This window comes from Arthrobacter sp. 2MCAF15 (assembly GCF_052115605.1).
In the GTDB taxonomy this organism is placed as follows: Bacteria; Actinomycetota; Actinomycetes; order Actinomycetales; family Micrococcaceae; genus Arthrobacter.
The window spans coordinates 23955-50892 of sequence record NZ_JBFRGZ010000026.1; the positions used below are offsets into that span (position 1 = coordinate 23955).

Below are 26938 nucleotides of genomic sequence, written 5' to 3' on the forward strand. Positions count from 1 at the left end.
CAGGACCACATCCGAAAGGAACGGCCAATGGCAGTCACCATCAGCGACGTCGCCCAGGCGGCCGGCGTCAGCAAGGGTGCCGTGTCCTATGCCCTCAACGGTCAGCCCGGGGTCAGCCCGGACACCCGGGAGCGCATCCTCAAGGTCGCCAAGGACCTCGGCTGGAAACCGAACCTCCGGGCGAAGGGGCTGTCCTCGGCCAAGGCTTACGCACTGGGCCTCGTGGTGGCCCGGGACCCTTCCCTGCTGGGTACGGACCCGTTCTTCCCGGCCGTCATCGCCGGGATCGAGACCGCGCTCGCCGAGCACGACTACACCCTGGTGCTGAGCGTCGCCACGGCGCCCGGCGCCGAGGAACGCTGCTACCGCAAGCTGGTGGACAACGGCAGGGTCGACGGCGTAATTCTCACCGATGTCCGCCGCAACGACTCCCGCATCCCGCTGCTGCTCGAGCTGAAGTTGCCCGCAGTCACGCTGAACCGGCCCGACGCCGACTCCCCGTTCCCGGCCGTGTCCGTGGACGAATCGGCCGGCATCGTCGCGGCCGTGAAGCACCTCGTGGCCCTCGGGCACCGCCGGATCGCCCACGTGGGCGGAGGGCAGGAGTACATCCACGGACGGAGCCGCCGCGAAGCCTGGGAAGGGGCGCTGGCCGCCGCCGGTCTTCCCTCCGACCTCTTCGCCGCAGCCGACTTCACCGCCGCGGGGGGAGCGGCCGCCACGGCCGAACTGCTCCGCCGGGCGGACCGGCCCACCGCCATCGTCTACGCCAACGATCTCATGGCCACTGCCGGGCAGTCGTACGCGCAGTCCCTGGGGCTCAGCATCCCCGGCGACCTATCCGTCACCGGCTATGACAACGCGGAATTCACCCAGTACCTGAACCCGCCGCTCACCACCCTGGCCACCGACCCCATGCTGTGGGGGCGGGTTGCGGCCCAGGTCCTCCTCAGCCAGCTGGCAGGGGCCCACCCGGGCGAGGACACCGTCCTCCCGGCGCCCCGTCTGCTGGTCAGGGCTTCGACGGGACCGGCCCCGGCCTGACCTGGTCCGTCGACCGAACCGAAAGCCCACCCCAGACCGTCATTTCTCTTCCCGCACGACCACCCAACCTTGCACGTATCCGTCAGCAAACCCCTCCCAAGGAGACGCAATGAAGCGCTTTTCAATTGCCACGCGAGTTTTGTCCGTGGCCGCACTGACCATCATGGGAGCGGGCCTGGCCGGCTGCGGCGGCGGCGCCAGCGGCGGCACCGCCGACTCGGCCACCACGGCCAAGGGCCCCATCAAGATCTGGTACTCGAACAACGAATTCGAGGTCAAGTGGGGCAAGGCCATGGTGGAGTCGTGGAACTCCGCCCACCCGGACCAGAAGATCGATGCCCAGCAGATCCCGGCCGGCAAGAGCTCCGAGGAAGTCATCGGCGCCGCCATCACCGCCGGCAACGCCCCCTGCCTGGTCTTCAACACCGCTCCCGTCGCCGTTCCCCAATTCCAGAAGCAGGGCGGACTCGTCGCGCTGGATTCCTTCCCGGACGGCGACCAGTACATCAAGGACCGCACCGGCGACCTCGCGGACCAGTACAAGTCCGGCGACGGCAAAATGTACCAGTTGCCCTGGAAGTCCAACCCCGTGGTCCTGTTCTACAACAAGGACCTCTTCACCAAGGCGGGCCTGGACGCCGAGCACCCCAAGCTCGGCACGCAGGCCGAATTCCTGGACACCGCCCGCACCCTGGTGAAGTCCGGCGCCGCGGCCAACGCAATCTGGCCGTCCCCGGCCAGTGACTTCTTCCAGTCCTGGTTCGACTTCTACCCGTTCTACGCCGCCAACTCCGGGGGAGCGCCGCTGATCAAGGACGGCAAGGCCACCTTCGACAGCGAGCAGGGCAAGCAGGTAGCGAACATGTTCGAAACCCTGTACAAGGAAAACCTGGCCTCCAAGGAGGTCTACCAGGGTGACTCCTTCGCCGAGGGCAAGGCCGCCATGTCGCTGGCCGGTCCGTGGGCCATCGCCGCCTACAAGGACAAGGTCAACTGGGGCGCCGTGCCCGTGCCCGCCGCTCAGGCCCAGAGCGAAGGCTCCACGTTCTCGGACGCGAAGAACGTTGCGATGTACTCCGCCTGCCAGAACCAGGGCACCGCCTGGGAAGTCATGAAGTTCGCCACCAGCAAGGAACAGGACGGCAAGCTCCTCGCCGACACCGGCCAGATGCCGATGCGCAAGGACCTCCCGGCCACGTACTCGGACTACTTCGCCAAGAATCCCCTCTACAAGCAGTTCGCGGAGCAGGCCAGCCACACCGTCGAGGTGCCCAACGTGTCCAACTCGGTTGAGGTCTGGCAGACCTTCCGCACCGCCTACGCCAAGTCCGTGATCTTCGGCAACGAAAGCATCGACGCCGCGTTCAAGGGCTCTGCCGAGAAGATCAACCAACTGGCAGCCCAGAAGTAGCGGGTGAACCACCATGTCACTTCGCTCAGCTGAAGGGGTCCCCCCCCGCGGGGGACAGCACCCCGCAAGCAGGGGGCCGGAGGCCGGCGGCCAGGAAGCGCAAGAACTTCCTGGGCCGCCAGCCCCTGGGGCTGCTGTTCAGCGCCCCGTACATCATCTACGTCCTGGGCGTGCTGGCGTTTCCGCTCTGCTACGCCGTCTACATTTCCTTCCACGACTACTTCTTCACCGCGCCAAAGGTCAAGGTCGACCGCCCGTTCGTGGGCCTGGAGAACTACATCACCGTCTTGACGGACCCCGCGGTGCAGCGCTCTTTCGCCAACATCGGCATCTTCCTGATCATCAACGTCCCGCTGACCGTGGGCCTGTCCCTGGTCCTGGCCAACGCCCTGAACCGGGTGACGAAGCTCAAGACCTTCTTCCGTGTCAGCTACTACGTCCCGTACGTCACGGCGAGCGTCGCCGTCGTCGGCGTCTGGCTGTTCCTGTTCCAGCAGAACGGCCTGGTCAACTCGCTGCTGGGGCCGCTGGCCCCGAACCCTTCGTGGCTCGTGAACTCCTGGCTTGCGATGCCCACCGTGGCGCTCTTCGTGACCTGGAAGCAGCTCGGGTTCTTCATCCTGCTGTACCTGGCCGCGCTGCAGAACATCCCGGAGGAGCTCTACGAGTCCGCCTCGGTGGACGGCGGCAACAAATGGGTGCAGTTCTGGAACATCACCGTCCCCGGCGTCCGCTCGGCCAGCGTGCTGGTGACCCTGCTGGCCACCATCACCGGCGCCAACCTGTTCACGGAACCGTACCTGCTCACCGGCGGCGRCGGACCGGACGGCGCCTCCACCTCACCGGTGTTCCTGATGTACCAGATGGGCATCCTGCAGGGGAATCCCGATCTGGCCGCCGCGCTGGGTGTGGTGCTGGTGATCGGCGTGCTGCTGATCGCCCTGATCCAGAAACGCCTCGTGGGCGGAAAGGAGGACTGACATGTCGATCCTCAACAAGGCAGCTGCGCCCAACGATGAGAACAGCGGCAGCAACAGCAACAACGACGACGACAGTGGCCCCCGCCGGCCCGGCGCCTTCAGCCGCCTCGGCAAGCAGCCGGCAGGCGCCTCGCGCGTGGAGAAGCGCCGGAGCCTCGGCCTCGGCAGTTTCGCACTGCTCGCCCTGGGAGCGTTCGTCTTCCTCTTCCCGTTCTACTACATGTTCATCGGCTCGCTGCAGACCTCACCGGACACCTCGGTGGCCGGGGCGTTCCCCAACCCGGCGAACCTCACCGGCGAGAACTACGCGAACATCAACAACTCCATCAACCTGCTCCAGGGCCTGATCAATTCGGGCATCTTCACCGGCGGTGTCATCTTCTTCACCGTCATCTTCGGGCTGCTGGTGGGATACGCCCTGGCGCAAATGCACTTGCGCGGCAAGGGGCTGGTGTTCGGCATGATGCTGCTGGTGCAGATGATCCCGTTCCAGCTGCTGCTCATCCCGCTCTACGTGATGATTGTGCGGGACTACGGGCTGGCCGACACGTACCTGGGCATGATCCTGCCCTTCGCGATCAACTCCACGGCCGTGTTCGTCTTCCGCCAGTACTTCATGCAGCTGCCCTCCACCCTCTTCGAGGCGGCCAGGATCGACGGCGCCTCCGAACTGCGGATCCTCTGGCAGATAGCGATCCCGCTGGTGAAGCCCGCGATTGTCACGGCGATCCTGCTGACCTTCATCGGTCCGTGGAACGAGTTCCTGTGGCCCTTCCTGGTCACCAAGGACCAGTCCATCCAGCCGCTCGCCGTCTCCCTGGCGAACTACATCTCCAACATCTCCGCGACGGCGTCGAACCCGTTCGGCGCCATCCTGGCGGGCGCCTGCGTCCTCGCCGCACCCGCCGTCGCGCTCTTCATCTTCTTCCAGCGTCAGTTCATTTCCACCAATATCGGCTCCAGCGTAAAGGGTTAATCTATGACCTCCCCCCAGACTTCAGCACTTCCCACCGTCCCCTTCACCCTCACCCGCGCTGGCGTCATCATGACCCCGGAACCGGGCAACGAATACGAGGCCGAGGGTGTGCTCAACCCGGCCAGCGGCCGCGGCCTTGACGGCGAGCTCTACCTGCTACCGCGCCTGGTCGCCAAGGGCAACGTCTCCCGCGTGGGACTGGCCAAGGTAGTCATCGAAGACGGCGTCCCCACCGGCGTCGAACGCCAGGGCATCGTCCTGGCCCCCGACGAGGGCTGGGAACGGGGCCTGAACAACGCCGGCACCGAGGACCCCCGCACCACCTGGGTGCCCAGCCTCGGCAAGCACCTGATGACCTACGTCGCGTACGGCCCGCTGGGTCCGCGCCTGGCCTTCTCCTACTCCGAGGACCTGCGCAACTGGGAACGCCTGGGCCCGTGCCTCTTCGGCTACCAGGCCGACCTGTCCATGGACCTGAACCTCTTCCCGAACAAGGACGCCGTGTTCTTCCCGGAGCCGGTCAACGACCCCGACGGCGTGCCCTCCTACGCGATGCTGCACCGCCCGATGTGGGACCTCGGCTGGATCCGCGAGGGCGAGGGCGAGCACCTGCCGGCCGGCGTCACGGACAACCGCCCCGGAATCTGGATCTCCTACGTGCCGGTCGCGGACGTCGAAAAGGACATCAGCAACCTCGTCCACATGGCCAAGCACCGGCTCGTGGCTTTGAGCGAGTTCCCGTTCGAGGAACTGAAGATCGGCGGCGGCCCCGCCCCGATCCGGGTGGACGAAGGCTGGCTGCTGATCCACCACGGCGTCTCCGGTGAGCTGGCGAAGTCGGCGTTCGACCACCAGCAGAACGTCAACTACACCGCGGCCGCCATGATCCTGGACGGCGAGGACCCCTCCAAGGTGATCGCCCGCAGCGACAAGCCGCTCCTGGCACCCGAAACCGAGGACGAGATGTCCGGAATCGTGCCCAACGTCGTGTTCCCGACCGCGATCGAGAAGATCGGCGAGCAGCTGTTTGTGTTCTACGGCATGGCTGATTCGAAGATCGGCGTCGCCAAGCTGGACCGGATTCCCGCCGCCAACTAGCACCGCCGTCCCCGCCCGACGACCAGCCAGCCAGCCACCAGGAGCCACCGATGACGAACAACGATGTCCGCTCAAAACTGACAAGTCGATTCACGGCCACCGCCGTGTCCGCATCGATGGTCCTGCTCCTGGTCCCGCTCGGTGCGGGTGCAGCCAGCGCGGCACCCGCACCGGCCGGTACTGGCCAGTCGGCCGTTCCGGCCGCTCCCGCTCCCGCCGCGGCACCCCTGACCAACCTCGGCCACCTGAACTTCCTGATGGACACCGTGCCGCTCTCCCCGGTGGAGGGCCACACCACCTATCAGCTGGACCGTAATCCCTCCGCCCAGGCCCCGTGGACCTACGCGGACAAGAAGGCCGACGGCAGTTACACCCGGATCGGCGGCGGCGACCTCGATCCCGCCACCGGGCACTGGAGCCAGGGCGCCTTCAACGCCGACGACATCGCCCGGACCGCCGTCGTCTACCTGCGCCACTGGCAGCAGACCGGCGACCCCGCCAGCAAGGAACGCGCCTTCCAGACGCTGCGCGCCCTGACCTACCTGCAGACCACGTCCGGGCCGAACGCCGGCAACGTGGTCCTCTGGCAGCAGCCCGACGGTACCCTCACCCCGAGCGCCAAGCCGGTGGAACTGCCGGACCCGTCCGATTCTGCCGAGTCCTACTGGCTGGCACGCACCGTCTGGGCACTCGGCGAAGGCTACGCCGCCTTCGCCAGCGCCGATCCGGCGTTCGCATCTTTCCTGCAGGAGCGCCTGCAACTGGCCCTTGGCTCGCTCAACAAACAGTCCCTCGGCAAATACGGCACATACGACACGGCCGAYGGCGCCAAGGTCCCGGCCTGGCTGATTTCCGGCGGCGCCGACGCCTCCGGGGAAGCCGTCCTCGGGCTCGCCTCCTACGTCAAGGCCGCCCCCGGTGACCGCGTTGCCACGACGGCGCTGGCCCACCTGAGCGAGGGCGTCGCCGCGATGTCCTCGGGTTCGGGCACTGAATGGCCGTTCGGCGCCATCCTGCCGTGGAACAAGTCCCGGACCCTCTGGCACGCCTGGGGCGGAATGGCCCCGGCCGCCGTCGCGACCGCCTCAACCGTGCTGCAGCAGCCCCGGCTGCTCGACGCCGCGGTGAAGGATTCCGCCCAGTTCACCCCGCAGCTCCTCGCCGCGGGCGGTCCGGACAACGCCTGGAGCCCCACCCCCGGGGAGGCCCAGATCGCCTACGGCGTGGACTCCCGCGTCCAGAGCCTCGTGGCGACGGCGAGAGCCGCCAACGCCCCCGGCCTGCTGGACGTCGCCGCCATTGCGGCAGGCTGGTTCTTCGGCGCCAACCCCAGCGGCGCCCCCGCCTACAACCGAGCCACCGGCGCCGCGATCGACGGGATCGAACCGGACGGCCGGGTGAACCCGAACTCCGGCGCCGAATCCACCATCCACGCGCTGCTGACCATGCTGGCGCTGGACGCCAACCCCGGGCTGAAAACCAAGGCCCTGGGCATCAACCGCACTGTCTCGACCCACGGACTGAGCGTCATCGAGGCCGAATCCGGCACCATCGCCGGCAACGGCACCGTGGTGAAGCCCGCCTCGGCCTGGACCGGGGAAGCCAACATCTCCGGCGGCGCCTACGTCGCCCTGAAGGCAGGGGGATCCCTGAGCCTGCCGCTTCCCGCAGCCGAGGAACCCCGCAATATCTACCCGATCGTCAACCAGGGGACAGCCTCCTCCGGCACTACCAGCTGGACCACGGACAAGGGCCCGCTCGGCAGCACCCGCAACGGAGGCGCCGGCGCCCAGGGCATCACCGATGCCCCGGGCATCCTCTTCCCGTTCGCGCTGAGACGCGCGCTGCCCGCCGGGGCGGCCGCCGTCGTCGGCACGACGGACGGTGACGTTGCCCTCGACGCCCTGCTGGTCCAGCCGCAGCTCTCCACGGTCTCCGTTTCCGGCGACGCCGGCGCGTCCACGCTGTATGTCAGTGCAGCCCCCAACCGCACCGAACGGCAGGTGAACCTGCCCGCAGGCTTCCGCCTGAACCAGGAGGCGTTTGATGCCTCCGGCCGGCCCGTCACTCCCGGTCCGCAGCAGAACGCGGCCGATCGGTCCGGCCGTGTCGCGGTGGCCCCGGGCGGATTCACCTGGGTGACGTTCGTCCGCAACTAATCCCTCACCCCGCCGGCGACCGGTCCCGGCGGCATGGCACGCAACATCAAGAACAGGAAGAACCCAGATGCAGAAAATCACCACCCAGGCACTGCTCGAGAGTTACGAGGGAGCGCTCGCGTTCAGCAATCCGCTGACCGACACCATCTCCACCGAGCAGTTCTCCGCCGAGTACCCGGAACGCCCGGAATGGGCGGTGGGCCCGTTCCGCAAGGATGATTCCCTTTCCTTCCGGCAGGTCCAGGACTGGGAGGACCCCACGGGGATCGGCTGGACGGCGGATTCAATCTTCAACCCGTCCATCATGGAGCGGGACGGCAAGCTCTACCTGTTCTACCGCGCATCCCCGCGCAAGGAATCAGTCTCCAGCCGCATCGGCGTCGCCGTCCTCGATCCCGAAACCGGCTGGCAGGACAGCGCGTCCAATCCGGTGATCTACCCCACCCTGGACAACGAGATCCTTGGCTGCGAAGATCCCAAGGTGTACCAGGCCAACGGCCGGTATTACATGTTCTACAACGGCATCTGGACGATCGACCGTGCCGATCAGCCGGCCGCCGGGAATTCCGATGCCTATCCCCTGGGCGAGGTTGGTTGCGACATCAATGTCGCCGTGTCCGATGACCTGATCCATTGGGAAAAGCTCGGGCTGGCGGTCCCCCACGAGATTTCCCGATACTGGGCCAAAGGGGCCGTCATCCCGCGAAACGCCCGCGGCGAGGCCGTCAAGATTGGCGGGGACTACCTGATGTACCTGTCCGAGGGCTGCGGCGGGACCACCCACGTCGGCCGGTCCTCCGACATGGTCAACTGGACGTTTGAGCCGCAGGACTACCTGGACCTTGAACCGCTGGGCGGCTCACTCCACGAGGTGGCCTGCGCAATCGTCAATGAAGGCGAGCGGACCGAGCTGGTCCTGGACTTCTTCTACGGCGACGCCGACGGCCAGTTCTCCGCGGCGCAGGCACTGTATGACATCAGCCAGCCCTTCACCCAGAAAGCGGTCCACAAGGGCGGGTCGCTGGCATGGGGAGGGCTGCTCAAATTCGGCGGAAGCTGGGTGTTTGCCCAGGGCTGGGATGCTCCCAAGGGATCCCGCGAGATGTACTTCTACCGCGCCGAGCAGGGCTAGCCCACCGGACTCCCGCCGCCGGGGTGCCCCTGGCGGCGGGGTGCCCTTGGCGGCGGGCAGAAGTTACATAGTTGCAACGGCCGGGACACCGCCGCGAAATCGGTGGCGGAGGATACTGGAACTACGCCCTCCCGGGGACGATTCTCATGCTGGCATTGGGGACTACTTGAAGGACTCCGCGCATGCCCACTCCGCTCAACCAGTCCTTGGCTGACTCTGCCCTTTTGACCAAATCCCTGCCGCTGGGCCTGCTCCGGGCCTTTGTGCAGACTGACGCCGCTGATGACGGGCTGACGCCGCAGCTGCTGGCTGACCTCAAGATCCTGGCCCGCACGCCCGGGCTGCTGGTGGCGTGCAACTATGGGGGAACCCTGTGCACGGCGGAAGGCATCTCGACCGAGACCCTGCCGCTGGCCAGCGCGGCGATCGCCCTCCGCGCGCTCGCCGCGCTGCCCAATACGCACGCCGCCATCATCTCCGGCCGGTCCCTGCGCGACCTCGCGGCCGTCTCACGCCTACCCGCCGAAGTGCACCTGGTGGGCTCGCACGGCACCGAGTTCGACATGGGCTATGCCCACAGCCTCTCGCTGGCCACCGAGTCCGTGCTCCAGCAGACCCACCAGGCGCTTGCCGAAACGATCGGCGCCTACCGGGGCATCAGCATCGAACGCAAGCCCGTCGCGGTTTCCGTCCACACGCGCTCCGCGGCGCCGGACACGGTTGAGCTGGCGGCCCGCAAGGCAGCACGGATTGCCCAGGACAACGGCCTGAACTTCATCGTGGACGGTTCGGTGCTGGACCTTTCGGTCGTCGAGCCGTCCAAGGCCTCGGCCATGGAGCACCTGCGCTCCATGCTGGGCGTCAGTGCCGCCCTCTACGCCGGCGACGCGTCCAGCGACGAGCTGGCCATGGCGACACTGCGCGGGCCGGACATGGCGCTGCGGGTGGGGGAGGGTCCCACCGTGGCGAACCACAGGCTCCGGGACCCGGAGTCGTTCGCCCGCGTCCTGGCGATCCTGTTCGAACTGCGGCGGGCGTGGCTTTTCGGTGAGGACGCCGTCGGGCTGGAACGGCACTCCATGATCGGCAACGGCTCGTCCACCGCCCTGATCACTCCGGACGCGAAGATCTGCTGGATGAGCCACCCACTGCCGGACTCGGGGTCGCTGTTCGCCCATCTCCTCGGCGGCGATGCGGCAGGGCACTTCTCCGTGGAGCCGGTGAAGACCTCACAGGTCCTGGGCCAGCGCTACGTGGACAGCACCATGATCGTGGAAACCCGCTGGGCCGACGTCACCGTGACGGACTACCTGGAGCCGGCCCCGGATGGCATCACGAGCCTGGTCCGGGTGCTCTCCGGCACCGGCGTGGCGAGGGTCGTCTTCGCGCCGCGGCCGGACTACGCGAATGCCCCGTTCAGCATGGAAGCGCGCGGCACGGAACTGCACGTCGTGGGCACCGCGGACCCGATCATTCTCCGGGCGCCCGGAGTGGAGTTCACCATCACCTCCGACGGCCGGCACGCCACCGCCACGGGCGAGGTCGACCTGCGGGGCGGGCCCGTGGTCCTCAACCTGCGCTGCGGCGACACGGAACCGCAGCCCGCGGTGCCCGACGACGAGACGGGGCGCCGCGCCGCCGTCGCGCACCATTCCCGCCGCTGGGTCCATGAGCTGCAGATGCCCGGCGTCAAACCGTCGCTGGTGCGCCGGTCCGCGCTGGTGCTGCGGGCCCTGGTCCACGAACCCACCGGCGCCGTGCTGGCCGCCCCCACCACCTCGCTGCCGGAGGGAATCGGCGGAACCCGGAACTGGGACTACCGGTACTGCTGGCTGCGGGACGGGTCCATGACCGTCAACGCCCTGGTGGACCTTGGCTCCACCGTCGAGGCCGAGGGCTTCCTGGCCTGGCTGGGCCGGATCCTGGCCCACGCCCCGGGCCCGGAATGGCTGCATCCGCTGTACTCGGTGACCGGGGCGCCGCTGTCCACCGAAGCGATCATCGAGAGCCTGCCCGGCTACGCGGGATCGCGGCCGGTCCGGATCGGCAATGCCGCCGACCACCAGGTGCAGCTGGACGTGTTTGGCCCGATCGCCGAGCTGATCGACGCCCTCAGCGCCCGCCAGGGTGCGCTCTCCGACGCCCACTGGGAACTGATGGTCCAGATGGCGGCGGCCGTGCTGGCCCGCTGGCATGAGGCCGACCACGGCATCTGGGAGGCCCGGCGGGCGCCGCGGCACCATATCTACACCAAGGTGATGTGCTGGGTGGCGCTGGACCGGGCGCTGCGCACGGCCGCCCGGCATGGCCGGGAACCAGTGCCGGCCTGGGAGCCCACTGCGGCAAGGATCCGGGAGGAAGTCCTGCACGAAGGCTGGGACGAGACGGCGTACTCCTACACCGTGGCGTACGACAGCCCGGACCTGGACGCAGCCGTGCTGCACATCGGACTCTCCGGCCTGCTGGACGTCAACGATCCCCGCTTCCTGGCCACCGTCACGGCGGTGGAACGGGAACTGCGGGTGGGGCCCACCGTTTTCCGCTACCGGTACGACGACGGTCTGCCGGGGCTGGAAGGCGGCTTCCACATCTGCACCACGTGGCTGATCGAGGCCTATATCGCCGTCGGCCGGATCGAGGAGGCCTGGGACCTCTTCGACCAGCTGGTCAACCTGTTCGGCCCCACGGGGTTGCTGCCGGAGGAGTACGATCCCGGCACGGAAACGCATCTGGGCAACCATCCCCAGGCGTATTCGCACCTGGGCTTCATCCGCTGCGCCCGGCTCCTGCACGAGCACCAGAGGAACTGAGCGCCGCAGTCAGTGCTTCACGCAAGTCAGCGTTCCACGGCAGGCGGAGCTATTCGCAGCCGACGCCGTCCCCGTCGCGGTCCAGCTTGGAGCTGTAGCCGGGCTGGCCGGCGCGGATGGGGGCCGCGCCTGCGGCGCGGACCGCGGCGCAGTTCGCGTAGGACACCGTGGCAGCCGGTGCCTGCGCGGGGGCGGGCGCCGGAGCCATCTGAACCTGCGCAGGGGCCGGCGCCGGGGCCGGCACGGCCTGCGCCGGCGAGGCTGCCGGCTGGTTCGTGGGAGCCACGGCGTTCGGGCAGTCCGACAGGACCCGTGCCATGGCATCGTGCTCGGCCTGGGTCACCCAGAGCCCGTAGCTGGATTTCACCGAAATCTGGCGGGCGACATAGTCGCAGCGGTAGGACTTGTTCGGCGGCAGCCAGGTGGCGGCGTCGCCGTCGCTCTTGCTTTGGTTGGCCGGGCCGTCCACCGCCAGCAGGTTCAGGGGATCGTTGGCGAAGGACAGCCGCTGGGCCGGGGTGAGCTGCTGCGCGCCCTTCTGCCAGGCGTCGCTGAGCGCCACGACGTGGTCGATCTGGACCGCGGTGCTGGTGGCGTTGCCGCGCCGGAAGTTGATGGCGGCGGCGGTGTATGGGTCGGCCAGGAAGCCGGAGAGCACCACGCAGTCCCGCGTTCCGGGCTTGAGCGCGAGGGCCGTGAGGTCGCGGCGGAGCACGTCGTTGCGGGTATCGCAGCCGTTGTGGTCGACGTCGGACCAGGCCGGGCCGAACTGGTCGCGCGAATAGCCGGTCTTCGGCGCACGGCCCTTGACGGGCAGGGTCGCCAGCACCGCGAGGGCCTTGCTCGCAAAGGCTGGCTGCTGATGCGGGGCGTCGACGCCGGGACCCTCGACACCGGGGGTGGTCTCGGGATCCAGCGGGGTGCTGTCCGGGCCGGCTGACGGGGAGGCGGGGGAGCTGGCGACGGCGGCCGGAGCGGCGGCCGGGGCCGTCCCGGGACTGGCGCAGGCCGTGCCGGAAATCAGCAGCAACCCCGCCAGGCCGGCAGCGATCCAGTCGACCGCGCCCATCCTCCGGCCGCGGGCGCCCTTCCCCGGGTTGTCGCCAGAGAGGGTGCCTGGTGTGACGCTGCCTGTTTGGGCGCTCACTGAGTGGGCGCTGCCTGAAGTGACGCTGTGCAATTCTTCCCCGCTTCGTGCTGTTGCCCCTGGCGTTCGGGGCGGCTTGAGACCGGTCCCAGCCTACCGGCTGTGGATCGGACCGAGAGCGTGTCAGCGAATCCCGGGCCGAGAGGCAGAGAAGATGGCCGGTGCCCCGCCGTCGCCGGTGGCAAGGTCGGCGAGGATACGGCCAACTGCAGGCGTGAACTTGAATCCGTGGCCAGAGAAGCCGGCGCCGATGACAACCGGGCCGATCCTGTCCAGGACGAAGTTCTCATCCACGGTGGTGGTGTAGGTGCAACTGATGTCGGTGAGGGAATCGGCGTCGACCCCGGGCAGCCAGTCCCGGGCGTAGCGCTGCAGGGCCGCCCGCTGCTCCGGCTCCGGGACGAAGGTCCGCCGGTCCGGGTCCACCACCGGACCTACTCCGTGCCATCCGGCCTTGATCCCCTCGCCGGGCGTTTGCATGCCGTACACAGGCGACCGCCAGTACGCGTACTCCTCCCCGGCGCCGGGCGTGTGGTTGAACCCGGGCCACTGGGCGGCGTCGTCCGTGATGGCGAAGTGTGCTGGCTGCTCCTGGGTGACGGTCAGCCGGGGCAGGGGGGCCGCGCCGGCGAGCAGCTTCGTGGTCCAGCCGCCGGCGGTGACCACGGCCTGCCGCGCGGAGAGCGTCTCGGTCCGGCCGCCGGACTCGAGCGTGAGCCGGACGCCGTCGTCGAGGATTTTCAGCTCGAGGACCTTCGCGTGATGGCGGATCTCGGCGCCAAGGCCCGCGGCGAGGCGCTGCATCGCCGGCAGCGCGGCGTCCGGGTTCAGCTGGCCGCCGTCGGCCATGTGCAGCACGCGCGACTCGAACCGGATGCCGCGCCAGCGCTCGGAAGCTTCCTCGGGGGAGAGGAACTCCGCCCGGAGTCCCGCGGCAAGCAGGGCGTCCCGGACCTCGGGCAGCCGCGGATCCGCGCCGTGATTCACGACGCCGGTGCGCGCCAGCAGGCGCTCGCCGCTGTCCGTTTCGAGCTCGTTCCACAGCCGCGCCGCCTCGGCCAGCAGGGCGACGTAGTCCGGATCGGCGTAGCCGGGGTTGAAGTTCCGGGTGGTGCCGTGGGAGGCGCCATTGCGGTGGCCGGGCCCGAACTGCTCCAGCAGGGTCACGTCACGCCCACGCCGCGCCAGCGCCCATGCGGCGGCGGAGCCCATCGCGCCGCCGCCAATGACCACTGTGTCCAGGGTTGTTTTCAAGGGTCCTCCTCGGGGATGGGTGCCGGCCCGCCCAGCCGGGCAAGACCAGCCGGGGTCAGGCCAGCAGCAGGGCCACGCCAATCATGGCCGGCACTGCTACCACGGTAGTGATCAGCACGGTGTCCTTGGCGACTGTGACGCCTGTGCGGTAACGGCTGGCCGCGACAAACACGTTTTGGGCGGTGGGCAGGGCTGCCGTGACGACGGCGGCGAACAGCGCCTGCTCCTGCATGCCGAGGACAAAGCGGGCAAACAGGTACGCCACCAGCGGGTGGACGATCAGTTTGAAGCCGCTGGCCAGCAGGGTGTCGAGCCGGCGGCCGGTGGAGGCCTGCAGCGGCTTGGATCCGTTGAGGCTCATGCCGAAGGCGATCAGCATGGCCGGGATGGCGGCCCCGCCGATCAGGTGGATGGGCTCCATGATCAGGGGCGGCACCTGCCAGCCGGTGCCGGCCACCAGGAGGCCCAGCCCGGTGCCGACGATCATCGGGTTCCGCAGGATCATCAGCACGAACCTCAGGGGCGTGGTGCGGTGCGAACTGGTGGTGGCGTCCAGGGCCATGAGGAACATGGGGGTGAAGAAGGCCAGCTGGAAGATCAGCAGGGGCGCCACGTAGCTGGCGTCGCCGAGCACGAAGACGGCGATGGGAATGCCGAGGTTGGCCGAGTTGGCCAGGGACGCGCTCATGGAGGAGATGAGGGCCTCCGGTACGGGCCGCTTGAGCGCGAAACGCACGATGCCGAAGAACAGGACCGCCGTCGTCACGGCCCCGACCGCCGTCACGAGCAGCGGCGCGGCAAAGACGTTGTGCAGATTGGCCTTGCTCAGTGTCTCGAACAGCAGGGCCGGGCTGGCGACGAAAAACGTCAGGGCGCTGAGGACGGAGCGGGCGTTCTCGCCCAGGATGTTGCGCCGGCCCACGAACATGCCGACCAGGATGATGGCCCAGACGACGAAAAAGCCTGCCAGGACCCCTAGCATGCGGTTCTCCGCGGCGGGTCGGGAGGGCAGGGGACAGGGGTCACCGTTCCAGAGTAATCAGCTTTATTCCGCAGGCCGCCCTATTACGCCCGACGGCGTGCTGCCGCGCCGGATGCGCTAGTTGAGCGCGGCGTTGTTCAGGGAGTGCGGCGGGCGCATGAGGCCGGGCGTCATGCCCTCCGCGGGGTCGTTGCCAATCTGGACAATCCTGTTGTCCTGGTCGACGTGGACCACCTTGGGGTTGTACGCCTTCGCCTCGTCTGTGGTCATCTGGGCGTAGGTAATGAGGATGACGATGTCGTTCTCGTGCATCAGGTGCGCGGCGGCGCCGTTGATGCCGATCACGCCGGAACCGCGTTCACCGGCGATCGTGTAGGTCTCCAGCCGGGCGCCGTTCGTGACGTCGACAATCGCCACGAGCTCCCCGGGAAGGATGTCGGCCGCCTCCAACAGATCCAGGTCCACGGTGACGGAACCGACGTAGTGAAGGTCCGCGTGGGTGACCGTGGCGCGGTGGATCTTGGATTTGAATATTGTGCGATTCATAACGTCACCAGTCTAGCGCGGGGCCAATCCCGGCGCTGTGGCGCACTGCACACGCCGGGGCCGGTACCCAGCCCGGTCCCCCACAGGCGCAGCCAGTCCCGCAGCCAGTCCGGCAGTCCGTCACGCGGGCCTGTCCGCGGAAGCCTGACCAAGGGCGCCGGCGGCCGCCGACGGAACGATCGATGCCGCCGTCGCGGCCAGGATTTCGCGGGCCGCCAGCAGCGCGGGCCGCTTGGCGCTCGACCGCCGCACCGAGGTGAAGACCGTCCGGTGCGGATCCCCGGGCAGGTCCAGGAGCTGGGCGCTGGTGCCGCGGCCGGTCCAAACGAGGTCTGGCATTAGGGCCACCGCATTTCCGGATTCAATCAGCCGGATCTGGGCCTGCAGGTCGGCGGTTTCAAAGCGGACATCGGGCTCAAAGCCGGCGCTCCGGCAGGCCTGCTCGGCCCAGTGCCGGGAGGCGGCTCCGCGGGGTTCCATCACCCAGGCCAGCCCGGCGGTATCCGCCAGCGTCCTGATCTCGCCCCGTTCGGGCGACTGCGGCGGCACGGCCAGCCGGATGGCGTCGCGGGTCAGGGCCACACGGTCCAGTTCGGCGTAGTGCGGGGCGGCATGGCCCGGGTATTGCTCGGCGATCACGAGGTCGAAGTCGCGGGCCCACGTTTCGTGAAGGGCGGTTTCCGGCTCCCGCTGGGTCATTTCCACCCGGACTTCCGGGTAGCTGGCGGACATCCTGGTCAGCGTGCCCGGCATGAGTGCCAGGGCTGCGGACTGGAACACCGCAATCCGCACAGTGCCTGTGACCGTGGTCAGCGAGGCCGCGAGGTCCGCCTCCGCCTGCTCCAGGGTCTCAAGGAGCTGGGACGTGTGGGCCACGAGGACTTCGGCCTGCGGGGTCAGCTGCACCCGCCGCCCGGTCTTTCTCAGCAGCTCCACCCCGGCCTCCTTCTCAAGGAGGGCCAGCTGCTGAGAGACTGACGATGGGCTGTACTGGAGCGCTTCGGCTACTTCGGCCAAAGTGCCCCGGATCTTCAGTTCGCGCAGCAGTCGCAAGCGCCGGACGTCCAACATCGCTTTTCCCTTACGAATTCTAATGGTTATTGATTAAGAGAATTCACTTTATCTAATGCAATCGGGCTTGCATACTGTTGCCACTCGGTAACGCCCATCACGGCGTGTATTGGTGGGCATCACACCTAAGCAGGAGGCCCTGATGGCTACACAGGATTCGTCTCAGTCGATCATGCGGCGCAAGCCCATCGACGACATTGAAGAAGAAAACAAACACAGCGGATTGCATAGGAGCCTGGGGCTCTGGCAGCTGACGGCCATCGGCGTCGGCGGCATTATCGGTGTCGGCATCTTCTCGCTGGCGGGCCTTGTGGCCCACGGCAGCGCGAGCGAGCCTGGCGTCGGCCCGGCTGTGCTCGTCTCGTTCCTGATCGCCGGCCTGGCCTCCGCCGCCGCGGCGCTGTCCTATGCCGAGTTCGCCGGCATGATCCCGCGGGCTGGCTCGGCCTACACCTACGGCTACGTTGCGCTCGGCGAGATTATCGGCTGGTTCATCGGTTGGGACCTGCTGCTGGAATACATCGCCATCGTGGCAGTGGTGGCCATCGGCATTTCGGGCTACTTCGACGCCGCCCTTTCCGGCATAGGCATCCACATGCCCGCCTGGATGACGGCGACGCCGGATGAGGGCACCGGCGGCATCATCAACCTTCCCGCGATCCTGGTCTGCCTGCTGGTGACCTGGATCCTCTCCCGCGGCACCAAGACCTTTGGGCGCTTCGAGGTGATTGCCGTCGGCATCAAAGTGTTCCTGATCCTGTTCATCATCGGCCTGGGCATCTTCTACATCAACACCAACAACTACAACCCGTTCTTCCCCAGCGGCTTCGGTCCCGTGGTGGCCGGCTCCGCTACCGTGTTCTTCGCGGTGTTCGGCTACGACGCCATGAGTACCGCAGCGGAGGAAGCGACGGACGGCAAAAAGCACATGCCGAAGGCGATCATCCTCTCGCTGATCATCGCCATGCTGCTCTATGTCGCAGCAACCCTGGTGCTCACCGGCATGCAGAACTTCACGGAGATCGACCCCAAGGCCGGTTTCGCCTCCGCCTTCAACAGCGTCGGGCTGCCTGTGATCGCGACCATCATCTCCGTGTTCGCCGTCCTGTCCATCCTCACCGTGATGCTGACCTTCCTTCTCGGCGTCACCCGCGTCTGGTTCTCGATGAGCCGCGACGGGCTGCTGCCCGGGTGGTTCTCGAAGACGGACCAGAACGGCACGCCGCAGTGCGTGACCTGGATCGCCGGCGCCGGGGCCGCAGTACTGGCCGGCATCCTCCCGATCAAGGCCGTGGCAGACCTGACCAACATCGGCATCCTCGCCGCGTTCGTCGTCGTGTGCGTGTCGGTGATCGTGTTCCGCTACAAGAAGCCCGACGCCCCGCGGACCTTCCGCCTGCCGCTGATGCCGCTGGTTCCGGCGTTCGGTGTGTTTGCCTCGCTGTTCCTGATGTTCCAGCTGCACTGGGAAACCTGGCTGCGGTTCGTCGTCTGGCTTGTGGTCGGCCTGATCATCTACTTCACCTACGGCCGCAAGAACTCGCTGATGAACCCGGACAGCCCGCGGCACGAGGAGATCGTGGAGATGCACCGCCCCCTGACGTAACCGGCCCACCCGTCCCTTCCCAGCCCAACCCCGTCCCGTTGCGCTATCACTTATGGCTCCCATCCGCCGGTTTTAGGGACCATAAGTGACAGGGCAACGGGGAGTTTTGGCGCGTTCAGCGCGGTGGTTTCCGAACGTTCGGACAGGACTTCGAAGCTTCGGGATTTCTAACGGGTATTGCTCAGAAAACATCGCTTTATCTTATGAAAATCCGGTCGCATACTGATTCATAAGAGGTCCACATTTTGAGAAAGAACGAGTTCCAGCCATGACCAACATCTCCACGGAGTCCGGCGCAGCCACCGGAAACGCAGCAGCCAGCGCCGCAGGCATCGAAGCCACGCACGCCGCCGTTTCGGAAGGCTCGACGGTCCTTGAGGCCGCGGCCCTGGCCGAGGACACCATCGCGCTGGTGCGCCGCTGGCTCACCGAAGCCGCCAAGGTGCCCGTCGACGCCTCGGCCGAGCAGCTCGCCGGCGTGCTGAAGGACCCCAACGGCCTGGACTTCACGGTCGGGTTCGTCGACGGCGTCGTCCGTCCCGAAGACCTGCAGGTGGCCGCCCGCAACCTTGCCGCCCTGGCTCCCAAGGTCCCCGCGTTCCTGCCCTGGTACATGCGCAACGCCGTGCGCCTCGGCGGCACCATGGCACCGGTCCTGCCGCAGGTTGTCATCCCGGTTGCCCGCCGCGTGCTCCGCGAGATGGTCGGCCACCTCATTGTCGACGCCACCGACGCCAAGCTGGGCCCGGCCATCGCCAAGATCCGCAAGGACGGCATCAAGCTCAACGTCAACCTCCTCGGCGAGGCCGTGCTCGGCGAGCACGAGGCCTCCCGCCGGCTCGAAGGCACCCACACCCTGCTGTCCCGGCCCGACGTCGACTACGTCTCGATCAAGGTCTCCTCCACCGTGGCCCCGCACTCCGTCTGGGCCTTCGATGAAGCTGTGGAGCACGTCGTGGAGAAGCTCACCCCGCTCTTCACCCGCGCCGCCTCCTTCGCCACCGGTGGGCAGAAGGCCAAGTTCATCAACCTGGACATGGAGGAATACAAGGACCTGGACATGACCATCGCGGTCTTCACCCGGATCCTGGGCAAGCCCGAGTTCAAGAACCTCGAGGCCGGCATCGTGCTCCAGGCCTACCTCCCGGATGCGCTCTCCGCCATGATCCGCCTGCAGGACTGGGCCGCCGCCCGCCGCGCCGAGGGTGGTGCCGCCATCAAGGTCCGCGTGGTCAAGGGCGCCAACCTGCCCATGGAACAGGTCGAAGCCTCCCTGCATGACTGGCCGCTCGCCACCTGGAACACCAAGCAGGACTCGGACACCAACTACAAGCGCGTCATCAACTACTCGCTGCACCCGGACCGGATCCGCAACATCCGGATCGGCGTCGCCGGGCACAACCTCTTCGACATCGCTTTCGCCTGGCTCCTGGCCAAGCAGCGCGGCGTGGACTCCGGCATCGAATTCGAGATGCTGCTCGGCATGGCCCAGGGCCAGGCCGAGGCCGTCAAGAAGGACGTCGGCTCGCTCCTGCTCTACACGCCCGTGGTCCACCCGGCCGAGTTCGACGTCGCGATCGCCTATCTGATCCGCCGCCTCGAAGAGGGTGCCAGCCAGGACAACTTCATGTCCGCGGTCTTCGAACTCAGCGAGAACGAAGCCCTCTTCGAGCGTGAGAAGCAGCGCTTCCTCTCCTCCCTCGCCAAGCTCGACGACGAGGTCCCGGGCCCGAACCGCCTGCAGAACCGCGCCCTCCCGGCCGCGCCGCTGCCGCGCGACTCGTTCGAGAACACCCCGGACACCGATCCGTCGCTGCCCGCGAACCGCGACTGGGGCCGCGCCATCCTGGGCCGCGTCACGACCTCGACCTTGGGCAATGCCGCCGTCGAAGCCGCCACCATCAACGATGCCGCGACCCTGAACACGGTCATCGAGACCGCCGTCGAGAAGGGCAAGGCCTGGGGTGCACTCTCCGGCGCCGAGCGCGCCGAGATCCTGCACCGCGCCGGCGACGTCCTCGAGGCCCGCCGCGCGGACCTCCTTGAGGTCATGGCCAGCGAGACCGGCAAGACGATCGACCAGGGCGATCCCGAGATCAGCGAGGCTGTCGACTTCGCGCACTACTACGCCGAGTCTGCCCGCAAGCTCGACGACGTCGACGGCGCCACGTTCGTCCCGGCCAAGCTCACCGTCGTGACCCCGCCGTGGAACTTCCCGGTCGCCATCCCGGCCGGCTCCACCCTCGCGGCCCTCGCCGCCGGGTCCGCAGTCGTGATCAAGCCCGCCAAGCAGGCCCGCCGCAGCGGTGCCGTGATGATCGAGGCCCTCTGGGAGGCCGGCGTTCCCCGCGACGTCCTCACCATGGTCCAGCTGGGCGAGCGCGAACTGGGCCAGCAGCTGATTTCCCACCCGGCCGTGGACCGGGTCATCCTGACCGGCGGCTACGAGACCGCCGAGCTGTTCCGCTCCTTCCGCAAGGACCTGCCCCTGCTGGCCGAAACCAGCGGCAAGAACGCTATCATCGTCACCCCGAGCGCGGACCTGGACCTCGCGGCCAAGGACGTCGCGTACTCGGCCTTCGGCCATGCCGGCCAGAAGTGCTCCGCCGCGTCGCTGGTGATCCTCGTGGGATCCGTGGCCAAGTCCAAGCGTTTCCACAACCAGCTGGTCGACGCCGTCACCTCCTTGAAGGTCGGCTACCCGGAGGACCCGGCAAGCCAGATGGGCCCGATCATCGAGCCCGCCAACGGCAAGCTCCTCAACGCCCTTACCACGCTCGGCGAGGGCGAGACCTGGGCCGTCGAGCCCCGGAAGCTCGATGAAACCGGCAAGCTCTGGAGCCCCGGCGTCCGCTCGGGCGTCCGCCGCGGATCCTACTTCCACCTCACCGAGTTCTTCGGCCCGGTCCTTGGCGTCATGACCGCGGAGACCCTCGAGGAGGCCATCGCGATCCAGAACCAGATCGACTACGGCCTCACCGCAGGCCTGCACTCGCTCAACAGCGAGGAGCTCGGAATCTGGCTGGACACCATCCAGGCCGGCAACCTCTACGTCAACCGCGGCATCACGGGTGCGATCGTCCAGCGCCAGCCCTTCGGCGGCTGGAAGAAATCCGCCGTCGGCGCCGGCACCAAGGCCGGCGGGCCGAACTACCTCGTCGGCCTTGGTGAATGGACGTCCAAGCCCAGCACCGCCGCCGGCACCCCGGGCGCCGCTCCCCTCCACGCCGGAGTCCGCCGGATCGAGGACGCCGCCAAGGGCTTCCTTGCCGCGGATGAACTCGCGCCGCTTCAGCGCGCCCTGGCCTCCGACGCCCGCGCCTGGGCCGAGGAGTTCGGCACCGCGAAGGACGTCTCGGGCCTGAGCGCCGAGCGCAACGTCTTCCGCTACCGTGCGCTGCCCGTCACGGTCCGCCTCTCCGAAGGCGAGCCGCTCGCCGCGCTCGTCCGGACCCTCGCCGCCGGCGTCCTGGCCGGGTCCGTCCTGACGGTCTCCACCGCCGTCGAACTGCCCGCCCAGCTGAGCGCCATCCTGTCCGGCCTGGGCATCGCGGCCACCGTGGAGAACGACGCCGACTGGCTGGCGTCCGCCGGCACGCTCGCCGCGGCCGGCAAGCTCTCCGGCGCCCGGATCCGGTTGATCGGCGGGGACGCCAAGGCCCTGGCCGAGGCCACGGGCGGCCGCCCGGACCTGGCGGTGTACGTCCACCCCGTCACCGAAGCCGGACGGGTGGAACTGCTGCCGTTCCTGCACGAGCAGGCCATCAGCATCACCGCGCACCGCTTCGGTACGCCCAACCACATCTCGGATGCGCTGATCTAGGCAGCTGTTGCCCTAGCCCGGGCGTGCTAAAACGCCATCGCCGCCGTGCAGGCACCGTAAGGTGCGGCACGGCGGCGACGTCGTTAAGCGGCGAAGGCGTTAGGGCCGGGGGCTTAGCCGAAGTACCAGCCCGGCGGAACCCACGAGGCCGGGACCGCGTGGGCGGAGAAGTCATCGCAGCCCGAGCAGAAGTACGTGACTTCGCCGAGCTTGCTGACGGAGCCGTCCCTGCGGTGCGTGGCCGGGACGAAGGTCTCCAGGTAAATGAACTCGTCCGTGCCGCAGCGTTCGCAGTATGGGCTGGCCACATATTCGGACTCCGCCAGGGTGGCCGGGCGAATTCCCCGGTGGCCCGCGGCCGTGTGCTGGGCGGTGCTGGAATGCTGCACCGGGGTGCCCGGGTGGTGAACTGGCGCCGCCGGATGTGCCGGCACAGTTACCGGGTGGCCGGTCCGTGTGGGGCGGGCGGCAACTGGTGCGGCGGGACGTGAGCGGTTTATGGCTGGCATCATTGTCGGCCTATCCCGAACGCCTCGGCGCCAGCCATGCGGCAGCGACGGACAGCGTTCGTGTTTCGAAATCGTTGTCGTGGGCCTCTGCTTGACCTCGAACGGTTGATCTTGAGTAATGTCAGGATAGATGAAGTACCTGTACCGTTCAATGGTCAAGTAAGTACTGCCGCCGCCCGGGTAGCCGCCCGCGTAGGTACCGTGGACGGATTCGCGCCCCGCCCCCACGGCCGCCCTGCGGCAAATCCCCTCGGCAACCCCCACTCCAGGCTGGCGTCGGGCCGGGATCAGGGCCGGGATCAGGCCGGGCGCTTCAGGGTCCGCCCCACGATCGCCTGGGTGAGGGCATCGATCACCTCGGTATTGGCCAGCGGGTTGCGGATGAGGGTGAAGTCCACGTCACCCACCGGCGGCAGGTCGAAGCGGCGGGTGATGATTTTCAGGTCCTCCGGCACCAGGGAGGAGGGCATGACGGCCACCCCAATCCCGGCCCGGACAGCGGCCAGCACGCCGCTGATCTGCCGCGTGGTGCAGGTGATCCGCCACGTGCGGCCGGTGGCCTCGAGGGCATCGATGGCCAGTTTCCGGCTCAGGCTGGGGGAGGGATAGGCGATCAGCGGGACATGATCGCCCGGATCCAATACGGTCTGCTCCAGGCCGACCCAGGCGAAGGCGTCCTGCTGGACCACGGTCCCGTCCTTGGCGCCCGCCACCCATTTCACAAATACGAGGTCCAGCTGCCCCGCGTTGAGGCGCTTGTAGAGCTGATCGCTCTGGCCCACCGTCAGCTCGAGGTTGATCTGCGGATAAATCTGCCGGAACTCCCGGAGAATGCGGGGCAGCCCGGTGATGGCGAGGTCGTCGGCCGTGCCGAATCGCAGGCGTCCGCGCATGGCAGATCCGGAGAAATAGCGGCTGGCGGCATCGTGCGCGGCGAGGATGCTGCGGGCAAATCCGGCCATCGCGTCGCCATTGTCCGTCAGCCGCACATCCCGGGTATCCCGGGCGATCAGCACCCGCTTGGCGGCGGACTCCAGCTTGCGGACATGCTGGCTGACAGTGGGCTGGGCCAGGCCGAGGCGTTCAGCGGCCTTGGTGAAACTCAGGGTTTCGGCCACGGCCAGGAACGAGCGCAGCTGGGCGGGTTCGAACATGGGTCTCCCGGATCGGGTGCCGCCAACGCGGCATTGCGTTTCGTAATGCTAGTTATGCGGGGAATACGCTTCCATAATCTCCTGGGGCCAGCCTAGCGTTAAGTCCATCCCACTCACCCGCTCTTTTAGAGGACTTTTCCGTGGCACCCCCTCCGCCGCTAGAGGCAAACGCAGCTTCCCTGCCGGACACCATCACCCAACCCATCGCCGTCGTCAACGAGCGCCTTCCGTGGCGCCACACCTTTGTTTCGCTGAAGGTCCGCAACTTCCGCATCTTCGCGATCGGACACTTCATCGCCGTGATCGCGCTCTGGATGCAGCGGATCGCCCAGGACTGGCTGGTGCTCCAGCTCTCCGGTTCCGTCACCGCCGTCGGCATCACCGTGGCCCTGCAGTTCCTGCCGTCCCTGTTCCTCGGCCCGTGGGCCGGCATGATGGCGGACCGGTTCGCGAAGCGGAAAATCCTCATGCTGTGCCAGTCGGTGGCCGCCGCCCTGGCCGCAGTCCTTGCCGTCCTGGCGCTCAGCCAGCGGATCGAGGTGGGCCACGTCTACGCGATCGCCCTGCTGCTGGGCCTGGTCACCGTGCTGGACCAGCCGGCCCGCCAGGTGTTCGTCAACGAACTCGTGGGCCCCCGCTACCTGCGGAACGCGATCAGCGTGAACTCCACGATCTTCCAGCTTGGCGGGCTGATCGGTCCCGCGATCGCCGGAATCCTGCTGACCGCCGTGGGTGCCGGCTGGGCCTTTGCCGCCAACGCCGCGGCCTGCTGCTTCACGGTGGCCATGCTCCTGAGCCTGCGCAAGGACCAGCTGCATGTCAGCGTCCCGGCCGCCAAGCGCCGGGGCATGCTGAAGGAAGGGCTGGATTATGCGCTCAGCAAGCCGACCATTTACTGGCCCTGGCTGATGGCCGGTTTCATTGCCGTGTTCGCGATGAGCCTGCCGGTGCTGCTGGCGGCGTTCGCCGACCACGTGTACGACGCCGGTGCCGGCGGCTACGGCCTGCTCAACACCCTCGTGGCCCTGGGGGCGCTGGCCGGCGCCGTCACCTCGGCCCGGCGGCGTGCCCTGCGGCTGCGCTCGGTGGTCCTGGGCGCGGGGATGTACGGGCTCATGTTGTGCCTGGCATCCGCCGCGCCGTCGATGCCCTGGTTCGGCGTTGCCATGGTGCTCGCCGGCTTCTGGTGCCTTATGTTCCTGACCGCCGCGAACCAGCTGGTCCAGGTAAGCGCCAACCTGGCCATCCGCGGGCGCGTCATGAGCCTGTACATCATGGTGCTGATCGGCGGGCAGGCTATCGGCGGCCCGATGATGGGCTGGCTCGCCGAGCACGCGAACCCGCACACCGCCGTCCTGATCTCCGGGGGCGTGCCGTTGCTGGCCGCCGCGACCATCGCCGTCGTCCTCGCGCGGCGCGGACAGCTCATGCTCAAGGTGGATTTGAAGGACAGGCGCCGGTTGCTGCGGATCGTCCGGACCCCGGACGGACGGCAGGCAACCGCCACACCGTAGCCATTTCGCGCCGAAATAGGACAGCCGCCGCGTGGATCCACGCAGCGGCTGTCCTATTCCAGCGCGGAAACCCCTAGACCGCCAGGGGGAGGTGCGGGAACTCCGGGCCTCGCTGCTGGAACTGCAGCACGTCCGGGTTCAGGACCACGCCGTCGCGGATTTCGATGGCGCGGCGGATGGTCTCGTTTGCGTCCCACGCTTCAGGGCCCGAGACCACGGTCTCGAGGAAGGGCAGCAACGCTTCGCTGATTTCCCAGCTGGCGGAATTCCAGAGGTAGGACGGGCTGTGGTCCACGGCGTAGTAGTCGATGTGGTGACCCACCTGGAACATCGGCTCGGCGAACGTGGTGGTTTTCGCCCAGCTGAAGCCCATGCCCTCGTCGCAGGACACATCCACGATCAGGCTGCCTGGCCGGAAGGCATCAAGGTCCTCGGTGCGCAGGTAGGTCAGCGGTGCGTTGGGGTCCTGCAGCGTGCAGTTGACCACGATGTCGCTCGCGGCCAGGAACGGCGCCAGTGGCACGCGCCCGCGCTCCGTGATGACCTCGCTCAGGAACGGCGCCTCGCTGTCGTGGTCGAATTGGGCGATCCGGACCGAATGGATCGGTGAGCCAACCGCGGCAACGCCACGGTTGGTGAGCACCTGCACGTCGTGGACGCCGTGGGCATTCAGCGCCGTGACGGCGCCGCGGGCGGTGGCCCCGAAGCCGATCACGACGGCGCTCAACCGGCGGCCGTAGTCTCCGGTGGAACCGGTCAGCGCCAGGGAATGCAGCACGGAGCAGTAGCCGGCGAGCTCGTTGTTCTTGTGGAAAACATGCAGGCCGAAACCGCCGTCGCTGGCCCAGTGGTTCATGGCCTCGAAGGCGATGAGCGTGAGCTTCTTGTCGATCGCCAGCTGGGTGATGGCCCGGTCCTGGACGCAGTGCGGCCAGCCCCAAAGGACCTGCCCGTCCCGGAGTTCGGCCAGGTCCTCGGGCTGCGGTTTGGGCAGGAGGACGACATCGGCCGCCGCCAGCAGCTGCTTTCGCGGTGCGATGCGCCCCACGAGTGGCGCAAGCTCGGCATCGGAAAGGCCGAAGCGTTCGCCGTAGCCTTCCTCGAGGATCAGCTGTTCCCGGATTTCCGGCGCGATGCGGTCCAGGTGCAGGGGATGGATGGGGAGGCGTCGCTCGTCCGGTTTGCGTGTGCTGGCGAGGATGCCGAGGGTGAGGTGGTTCGAGGAACCCGTCACTTCTTTTTGGGGCTCGCCGTCTTTGCCGCGGTCACCTTGTCCAGGGAGCTGGCCGGCGCAGCAGCGGCCCTCTTGTCAGCGCGCTTTTCCTTAATGGATTTGCCGGCTTTTTTGGATGCTGCTTGACGGGGGGACTTGTCAGCCATGTTTGCTCCTGTAGCGGAACCGAAGAGGTTCCTGACTTCTGACCATACAGGTAGCAACCTAATGGGAGCCCGGGGAGCGGTGCAGGGGCGCGGGATCGCGGGAGCTCGGAAGATGATGTGGAGCGGCTGACGGGAATCGAACCCGCGTATCAAGCTTGGGAAGCTAGCGCTCTACCATTGAGCTACAGCCGCAGTGGGGCCAGTCAAAATGCCGGACTCTGCCCCCGTGAAACAACCCGGTGAAACAACCCGGTGAAACAACCCGGTGAAACAACCCGGTGAAACAACCCGGTGAAACAACCCGGTGAAACAACCCGGTGAAACAACCCGGTGAAACAACCC

20 protein-coding genes and 1 tRNA gene are annotated in these 26938 nt (G+C 67.7%); 11 read left to right on the forward strand and 10 right to left on the reverse strand.

From position 1 onward, the window contains the following. The first annotated feature begins 27 nt into the window (after nt 1–27). From AB4089_RS20970 to AB4089_RS21005, 8 genes are all read left to right on the forward strand, one after another. Nucleotides 28–1044, forward strand: coding sequence for a LacI family DNA-binding transcriptional regulator (locus AB4089_RS20970; protein WP_441411204.1), 1017 nt, complete (start codon nt 28–30; stop codon nt 1042–1044). A gap of 109 nt (nt 1045–1153) precedes the next feature. Continuing rightward, a complete protein-coding gene (locus tag AB4089_RS20975; protein WP_441411205.1) occupies nt 1154–2455 on the forward strand; it encodes an ABC transporter substrate-binding protein in 1302 nt (433 codons plus the stop codon). 29 nt (nt 2456–2484) lie between these two features. After that, nucleotides 2485–3435 (forward strand): carbohydrate ABC transporter permease, encoded by a 951-nt coding sequence (locus AB4089_RS20980; protein ID WP_441411224.1) that lies wholly within the window; start codon nt 2485–2487, stop codon nt 3433–3435. A gap of 1 nt (nt 3436) precedes the next feature. Further along, nucleotides 3437–4411 carry a carbohydrate ABC transporter permease gene (locus AB4089_RS20985; RefSeq protein ID WP_441411206.1) on the forward strand — a complete coding sequence of 325 codons (975 nt, stop codon included), beginning with the start codon at nt 3437–3439 and terminating at the stop codon, nt 4409–4411. Between the two features lie 3 nt (nt 4412–4414). Beyond that, nucleotides 4415–5509 (forward strand): glycoside hydrolase family 130 protein, encoded by a 1095-nt coding sequence (locus tag AB4089_RS20990; RefSeq protein ID WP_441411207.1) that lies wholly within the window; start codon nt 4415–4417, stop codon nt 5507–5509. A gap of 50 nt (nt 5510–5559) precedes the next feature. Further along, nucleotides 5560–7668 (forward strand): hypothetical protein, encoded by a 2109-nt coding sequence (locus AB4089_RS20995; RefSeq protein ID WP_441411208.1) that lies wholly within the window; start codon nt 5560–5562, stop codon nt 7666–7668. A gap of 67 nt (nt 7669–7735) precedes the next feature. Beyond that, nucleotides 7736–8800, forward strand: coding sequence for a hypothetical protein (locus tag AB4089_RS21000; RefSeq protein WP_441411209.1), 1065 nt, complete (start codon nt 7736–7738; stop codon nt 8798–8800). A gap of 182 nt (nt 8801–8982) precedes the next feature. Continuing rightward, nucleotides 8983–11610: a trehalase-like domain-containing protein gene (locus AB4089_RS21005; RefSeq protein WP_441411210.1), complete on the forward strand. Its 2628-nt coding sequence runs from the start codon at nt 8983–8985 to the stop codon at nt 11608–11610. Nucleotides 11611–11659: 49 nt separating this feature from the next. Here AB4089_RS21005 and AB4089_RS21010 read toward each other — a convergent pair whose 3' ends face one another. The 5 genes from AB4089_RS21010 to AB4089_RS21030 form a co-directional block, all read right to left on the reverse strand. After that, the gene (locus AB4089_RS21010) at nt 11660–12757 is read right to left on the reverse strand and encodes a GmrSD restriction endonuclease domain-containing protein (protein WP_441411211.1); all 1098 of its coding nucleotides are present in this window, start codon (nt 12755–12757) and stop codon (nt 11660–11662) included. 123 nt (nt 12758–12880) lie between these two features. Then, nucleotides 12881–14011 carry an FAD-dependent oxidoreductase gene (locus AB4089_RS21015; RefSeq protein ID WP_441411212.1) on the reverse strand — a complete coding sequence of 377 codons (1131 nt, stop codon included), beginning with the start codon at nt 14009–14011 and terminating at the stop codon, nt 12881–12883. 55 nt (nt 14012–14066) lie between these two features. After that, nucleotides 14067–14993 carry an AEC family transporter gene (locus AB4089_RS21020; RefSeq protein WP_441411213.1) on the reverse strand — a complete coding sequence of 309 codons (927 nt, stop codon included), beginning with the start codon at nt 14991–14993 and terminating at the stop codon, nt 14067–14069. Between the two features lie 117 nt (nt 14994–15110). Then, a complete protein-coding gene (gene panD / locus AB4089_RS21025; RefSeq protein ID WP_441411214.1) occupies nt 15111–15539 on the reverse strand; it encodes an aspartate 1-decarboxylase in 429 nt (142 codons plus the stop codon). Nucleotides 15540–15659: 120 nt separating this feature from the next. Then, nucleotides 15660–16610 (reverse strand): LysR family transcriptional regulator, encoded by a 951-nt coding sequence (locus AB4089_RS21030; RefSeq protein WP_441411215.1) that lies wholly within the window; start codon nt 16608–16610, stop codon nt 15660–15662. A 142-nt stretch (nt 16611–16752) separates the two neighbouring features. Between AB4089_RS21030 and AB4089_RS21035 the strand changes: the two genes are divergently transcribed. Beyond that, entirely contained in the window at nt 16753–18216 is a 1464-nt protein-coding gene (locus AB4089_RS21035; RefSeq protein WP_441411216.1) for an amino acid permease, read from the forward strand. A 268-nt stretch (nt 18217–18484) separates the two neighbouring features. Then, nucleotides 18485–22039 (forward strand): bifunctional proline dehydrogenase/L-glutamate gamma-semialdehyde dehydrogenase, encoded by a 3555-nt coding sequence (locus AB4089_RS21040; protein WP_441411217.1) that lies wholly within the window; start codon nt 18485–18487, stop codon nt 22037–22039. A 113-nt stretch (nt 22040–22152) separates the two neighbouring features. On the opposite strand, the gene AB4089_RS21045 is transcribed toward AB4089_RS21040, so the two are convergent. Both AB4089_RS21045 and AB4089_RS21050 read right to left on the reverse strand, forming a co-directional pair. Beyond that, nucleotides 22153–22428 carry a hypothetical protein gene (locus tag AB4089_RS21045; protein WP_441411218.1) on the reverse strand — a complete coding sequence of 92 codons (276 nt, stop codon included), beginning with the start codon at nt 22426–22428 and terminating at the stop codon, nt 22153–22155. A gap of 419 nt (nt 22429–22847) precedes the next feature. Further along, nucleotides 22848–23702 carry a LysR substrate-binding domain-containing protein gene (locus AB4089_RS21050; protein ID WP_441411219.1) on the reverse strand — a complete coding sequence of 285 codons (855 nt, stop codon included), beginning with the start codon at nt 23700–23702 and terminating at the stop codon, nt 22848–22850. A 140-nt stretch (nt 23703–23842) separates the two neighbouring features. Between AB4089_RS21050 and AB4089_RS21055 the strand changes: the two genes are divergently transcribed. Beyond that, on the forward strand, nt 23843–25216 hold the full coding sequence (locus AB4089_RS21055; protein ID WP_441411220.1) for an MFS transporter: 1374 nt from the start codon (nt 23843–23845) through the stop codon (nt 25214–25216). Between the two features lie 73 nt (nt 25217–25289). Here the strand turns inward: AB4089_RS21055 and AB4089_RS21060 are convergent, their stop codons facing one another. The 3 genes from AB4089_RS21060 to AB4089_RS21070 form a co-directional block, all read right to left on the reverse strand. After that, the gene (locus AB4089_RS21060) at nt 25290–26450 is read right to left on the reverse strand and encodes a N(5)-(carboxyethyl)ornithine synthase (RefSeq protein WP_441411221.1); all 1161 of its coding nucleotides are present in this window, start codon (nt 26448–26450) and stop codon (nt 25290–25292) included. Beyond that, nucleotides 26447–26596, reverse strand: coding sequence for a hypothetical protein (locus AB4089_RS21065; protein WP_441411222.1), 150 nt, complete (start codon nt 26594–26596; stop codon nt 26447–26449). Before AB4089_RS21065 ends, AB4089_RS21060 begins: the two co-directional genes overlap by 4 nt. A gap of 118 nt (nt 26597–26714) precedes the next feature. Then, a tRNA-Gly gene (locus AB4089_RS21070) sits at nt 26715–26788 on the reverse strand. Between the last annotated feature and the right edge of the window lie 150 nt (nt 26789–26938).

Bases quoted from the DNA above. Each gene is read 5' to 3' on its own strand.
- AB4089_RS21000 (WP_441411209.1), top strand. From the start codon at position 7,736: ATGCAGAAAATCACCACCCAGGCACTGCTCGAGAGTTACGAGGGAGCG.
- AB4089_RS21040 (WP_441411217.1), top strand. From the start codon at position 18,485: ATGACCAACATCTCCACGGAGTCCGGCGCAGCCACCGGAAACGCAGCA.
- AB4089_RS21030 (WP_441411215.1), bottom strand. From the start codon at position 16,610: ATGTTGGACGTCCGGCGCTTGCGACTGCTGCGCGAACTGAAGATCCGG.
- AB4089_RS20990 (WP_441411207.1), top strand. From the start codon at position 4,415: ATGACCTCCCCCCAGACTTCAGCACTTCCCACCGTCCCCTTCACCCTC.
- AB4089_RS20985 (WP_441411206.1), top strand. From the start codon at position 3,437: ATGTCGATCCTCAACAAGGCAGCTGCGCCCAACGATGAGAACAGCGGC.
- panD (WP_441411214.1), bottom strand. From the start codon at position 15,539: ATGAATCGCACAATATTCAAATCCAAGATCCACCGCGCCACGGTCACC.
- AB4089_RS21020 (WP_441411213.1), bottom strand. From the start codon at position 14,993: ATGCTAGGGGTCCTGGCAGGCTTTTTCGTCGTCTGGGCCATCATCCTG.
- AB4089_RS21035 (WP_441411216.1), top strand. From the start codon at position 16,753: ATGGCTACACAGGATTCGTCTCAGTCGATCATGCGGCGCAAGCCCATC.
- AB4089_RS20975 (WP_441411205.1), top strand. From the start codon at position 1,154: ATGAAGCGCTTTTCAATTGCCACGCGAGTTTTGTCCGTGGCCGCACTG.
- AB4089_RS21065 (WP_441411222.1), bottom strand. From the start codon at position 26,596: ATGGCTGACAAGTCCCCCCGTCAAGCAGCATCCAAAAAAGCCGGCAAA.
- AB4089_RS21050 (WP_441411219.1), bottom strand. From the start codon at position 23,702: ATGTTCGAACCCGCCCAGCTGCGCTCGTTCCTGGCCGTGGCCGAAACC.
- AB4089_RS20970 (WP_441411204.1), top strand. From the start codon at position 28: ATGGCAGTCACCATCAGCGACGTCGCCCAGGCGGCCGGCGTCAGCAAG.
- AB4089_RS21005 (WP_441411210.1), top strand. From the start codon at position 8,983: ATGCCCACTCCGCTCAACCAGTCCTTGGCTGACTCTGCCCTTTTGACC.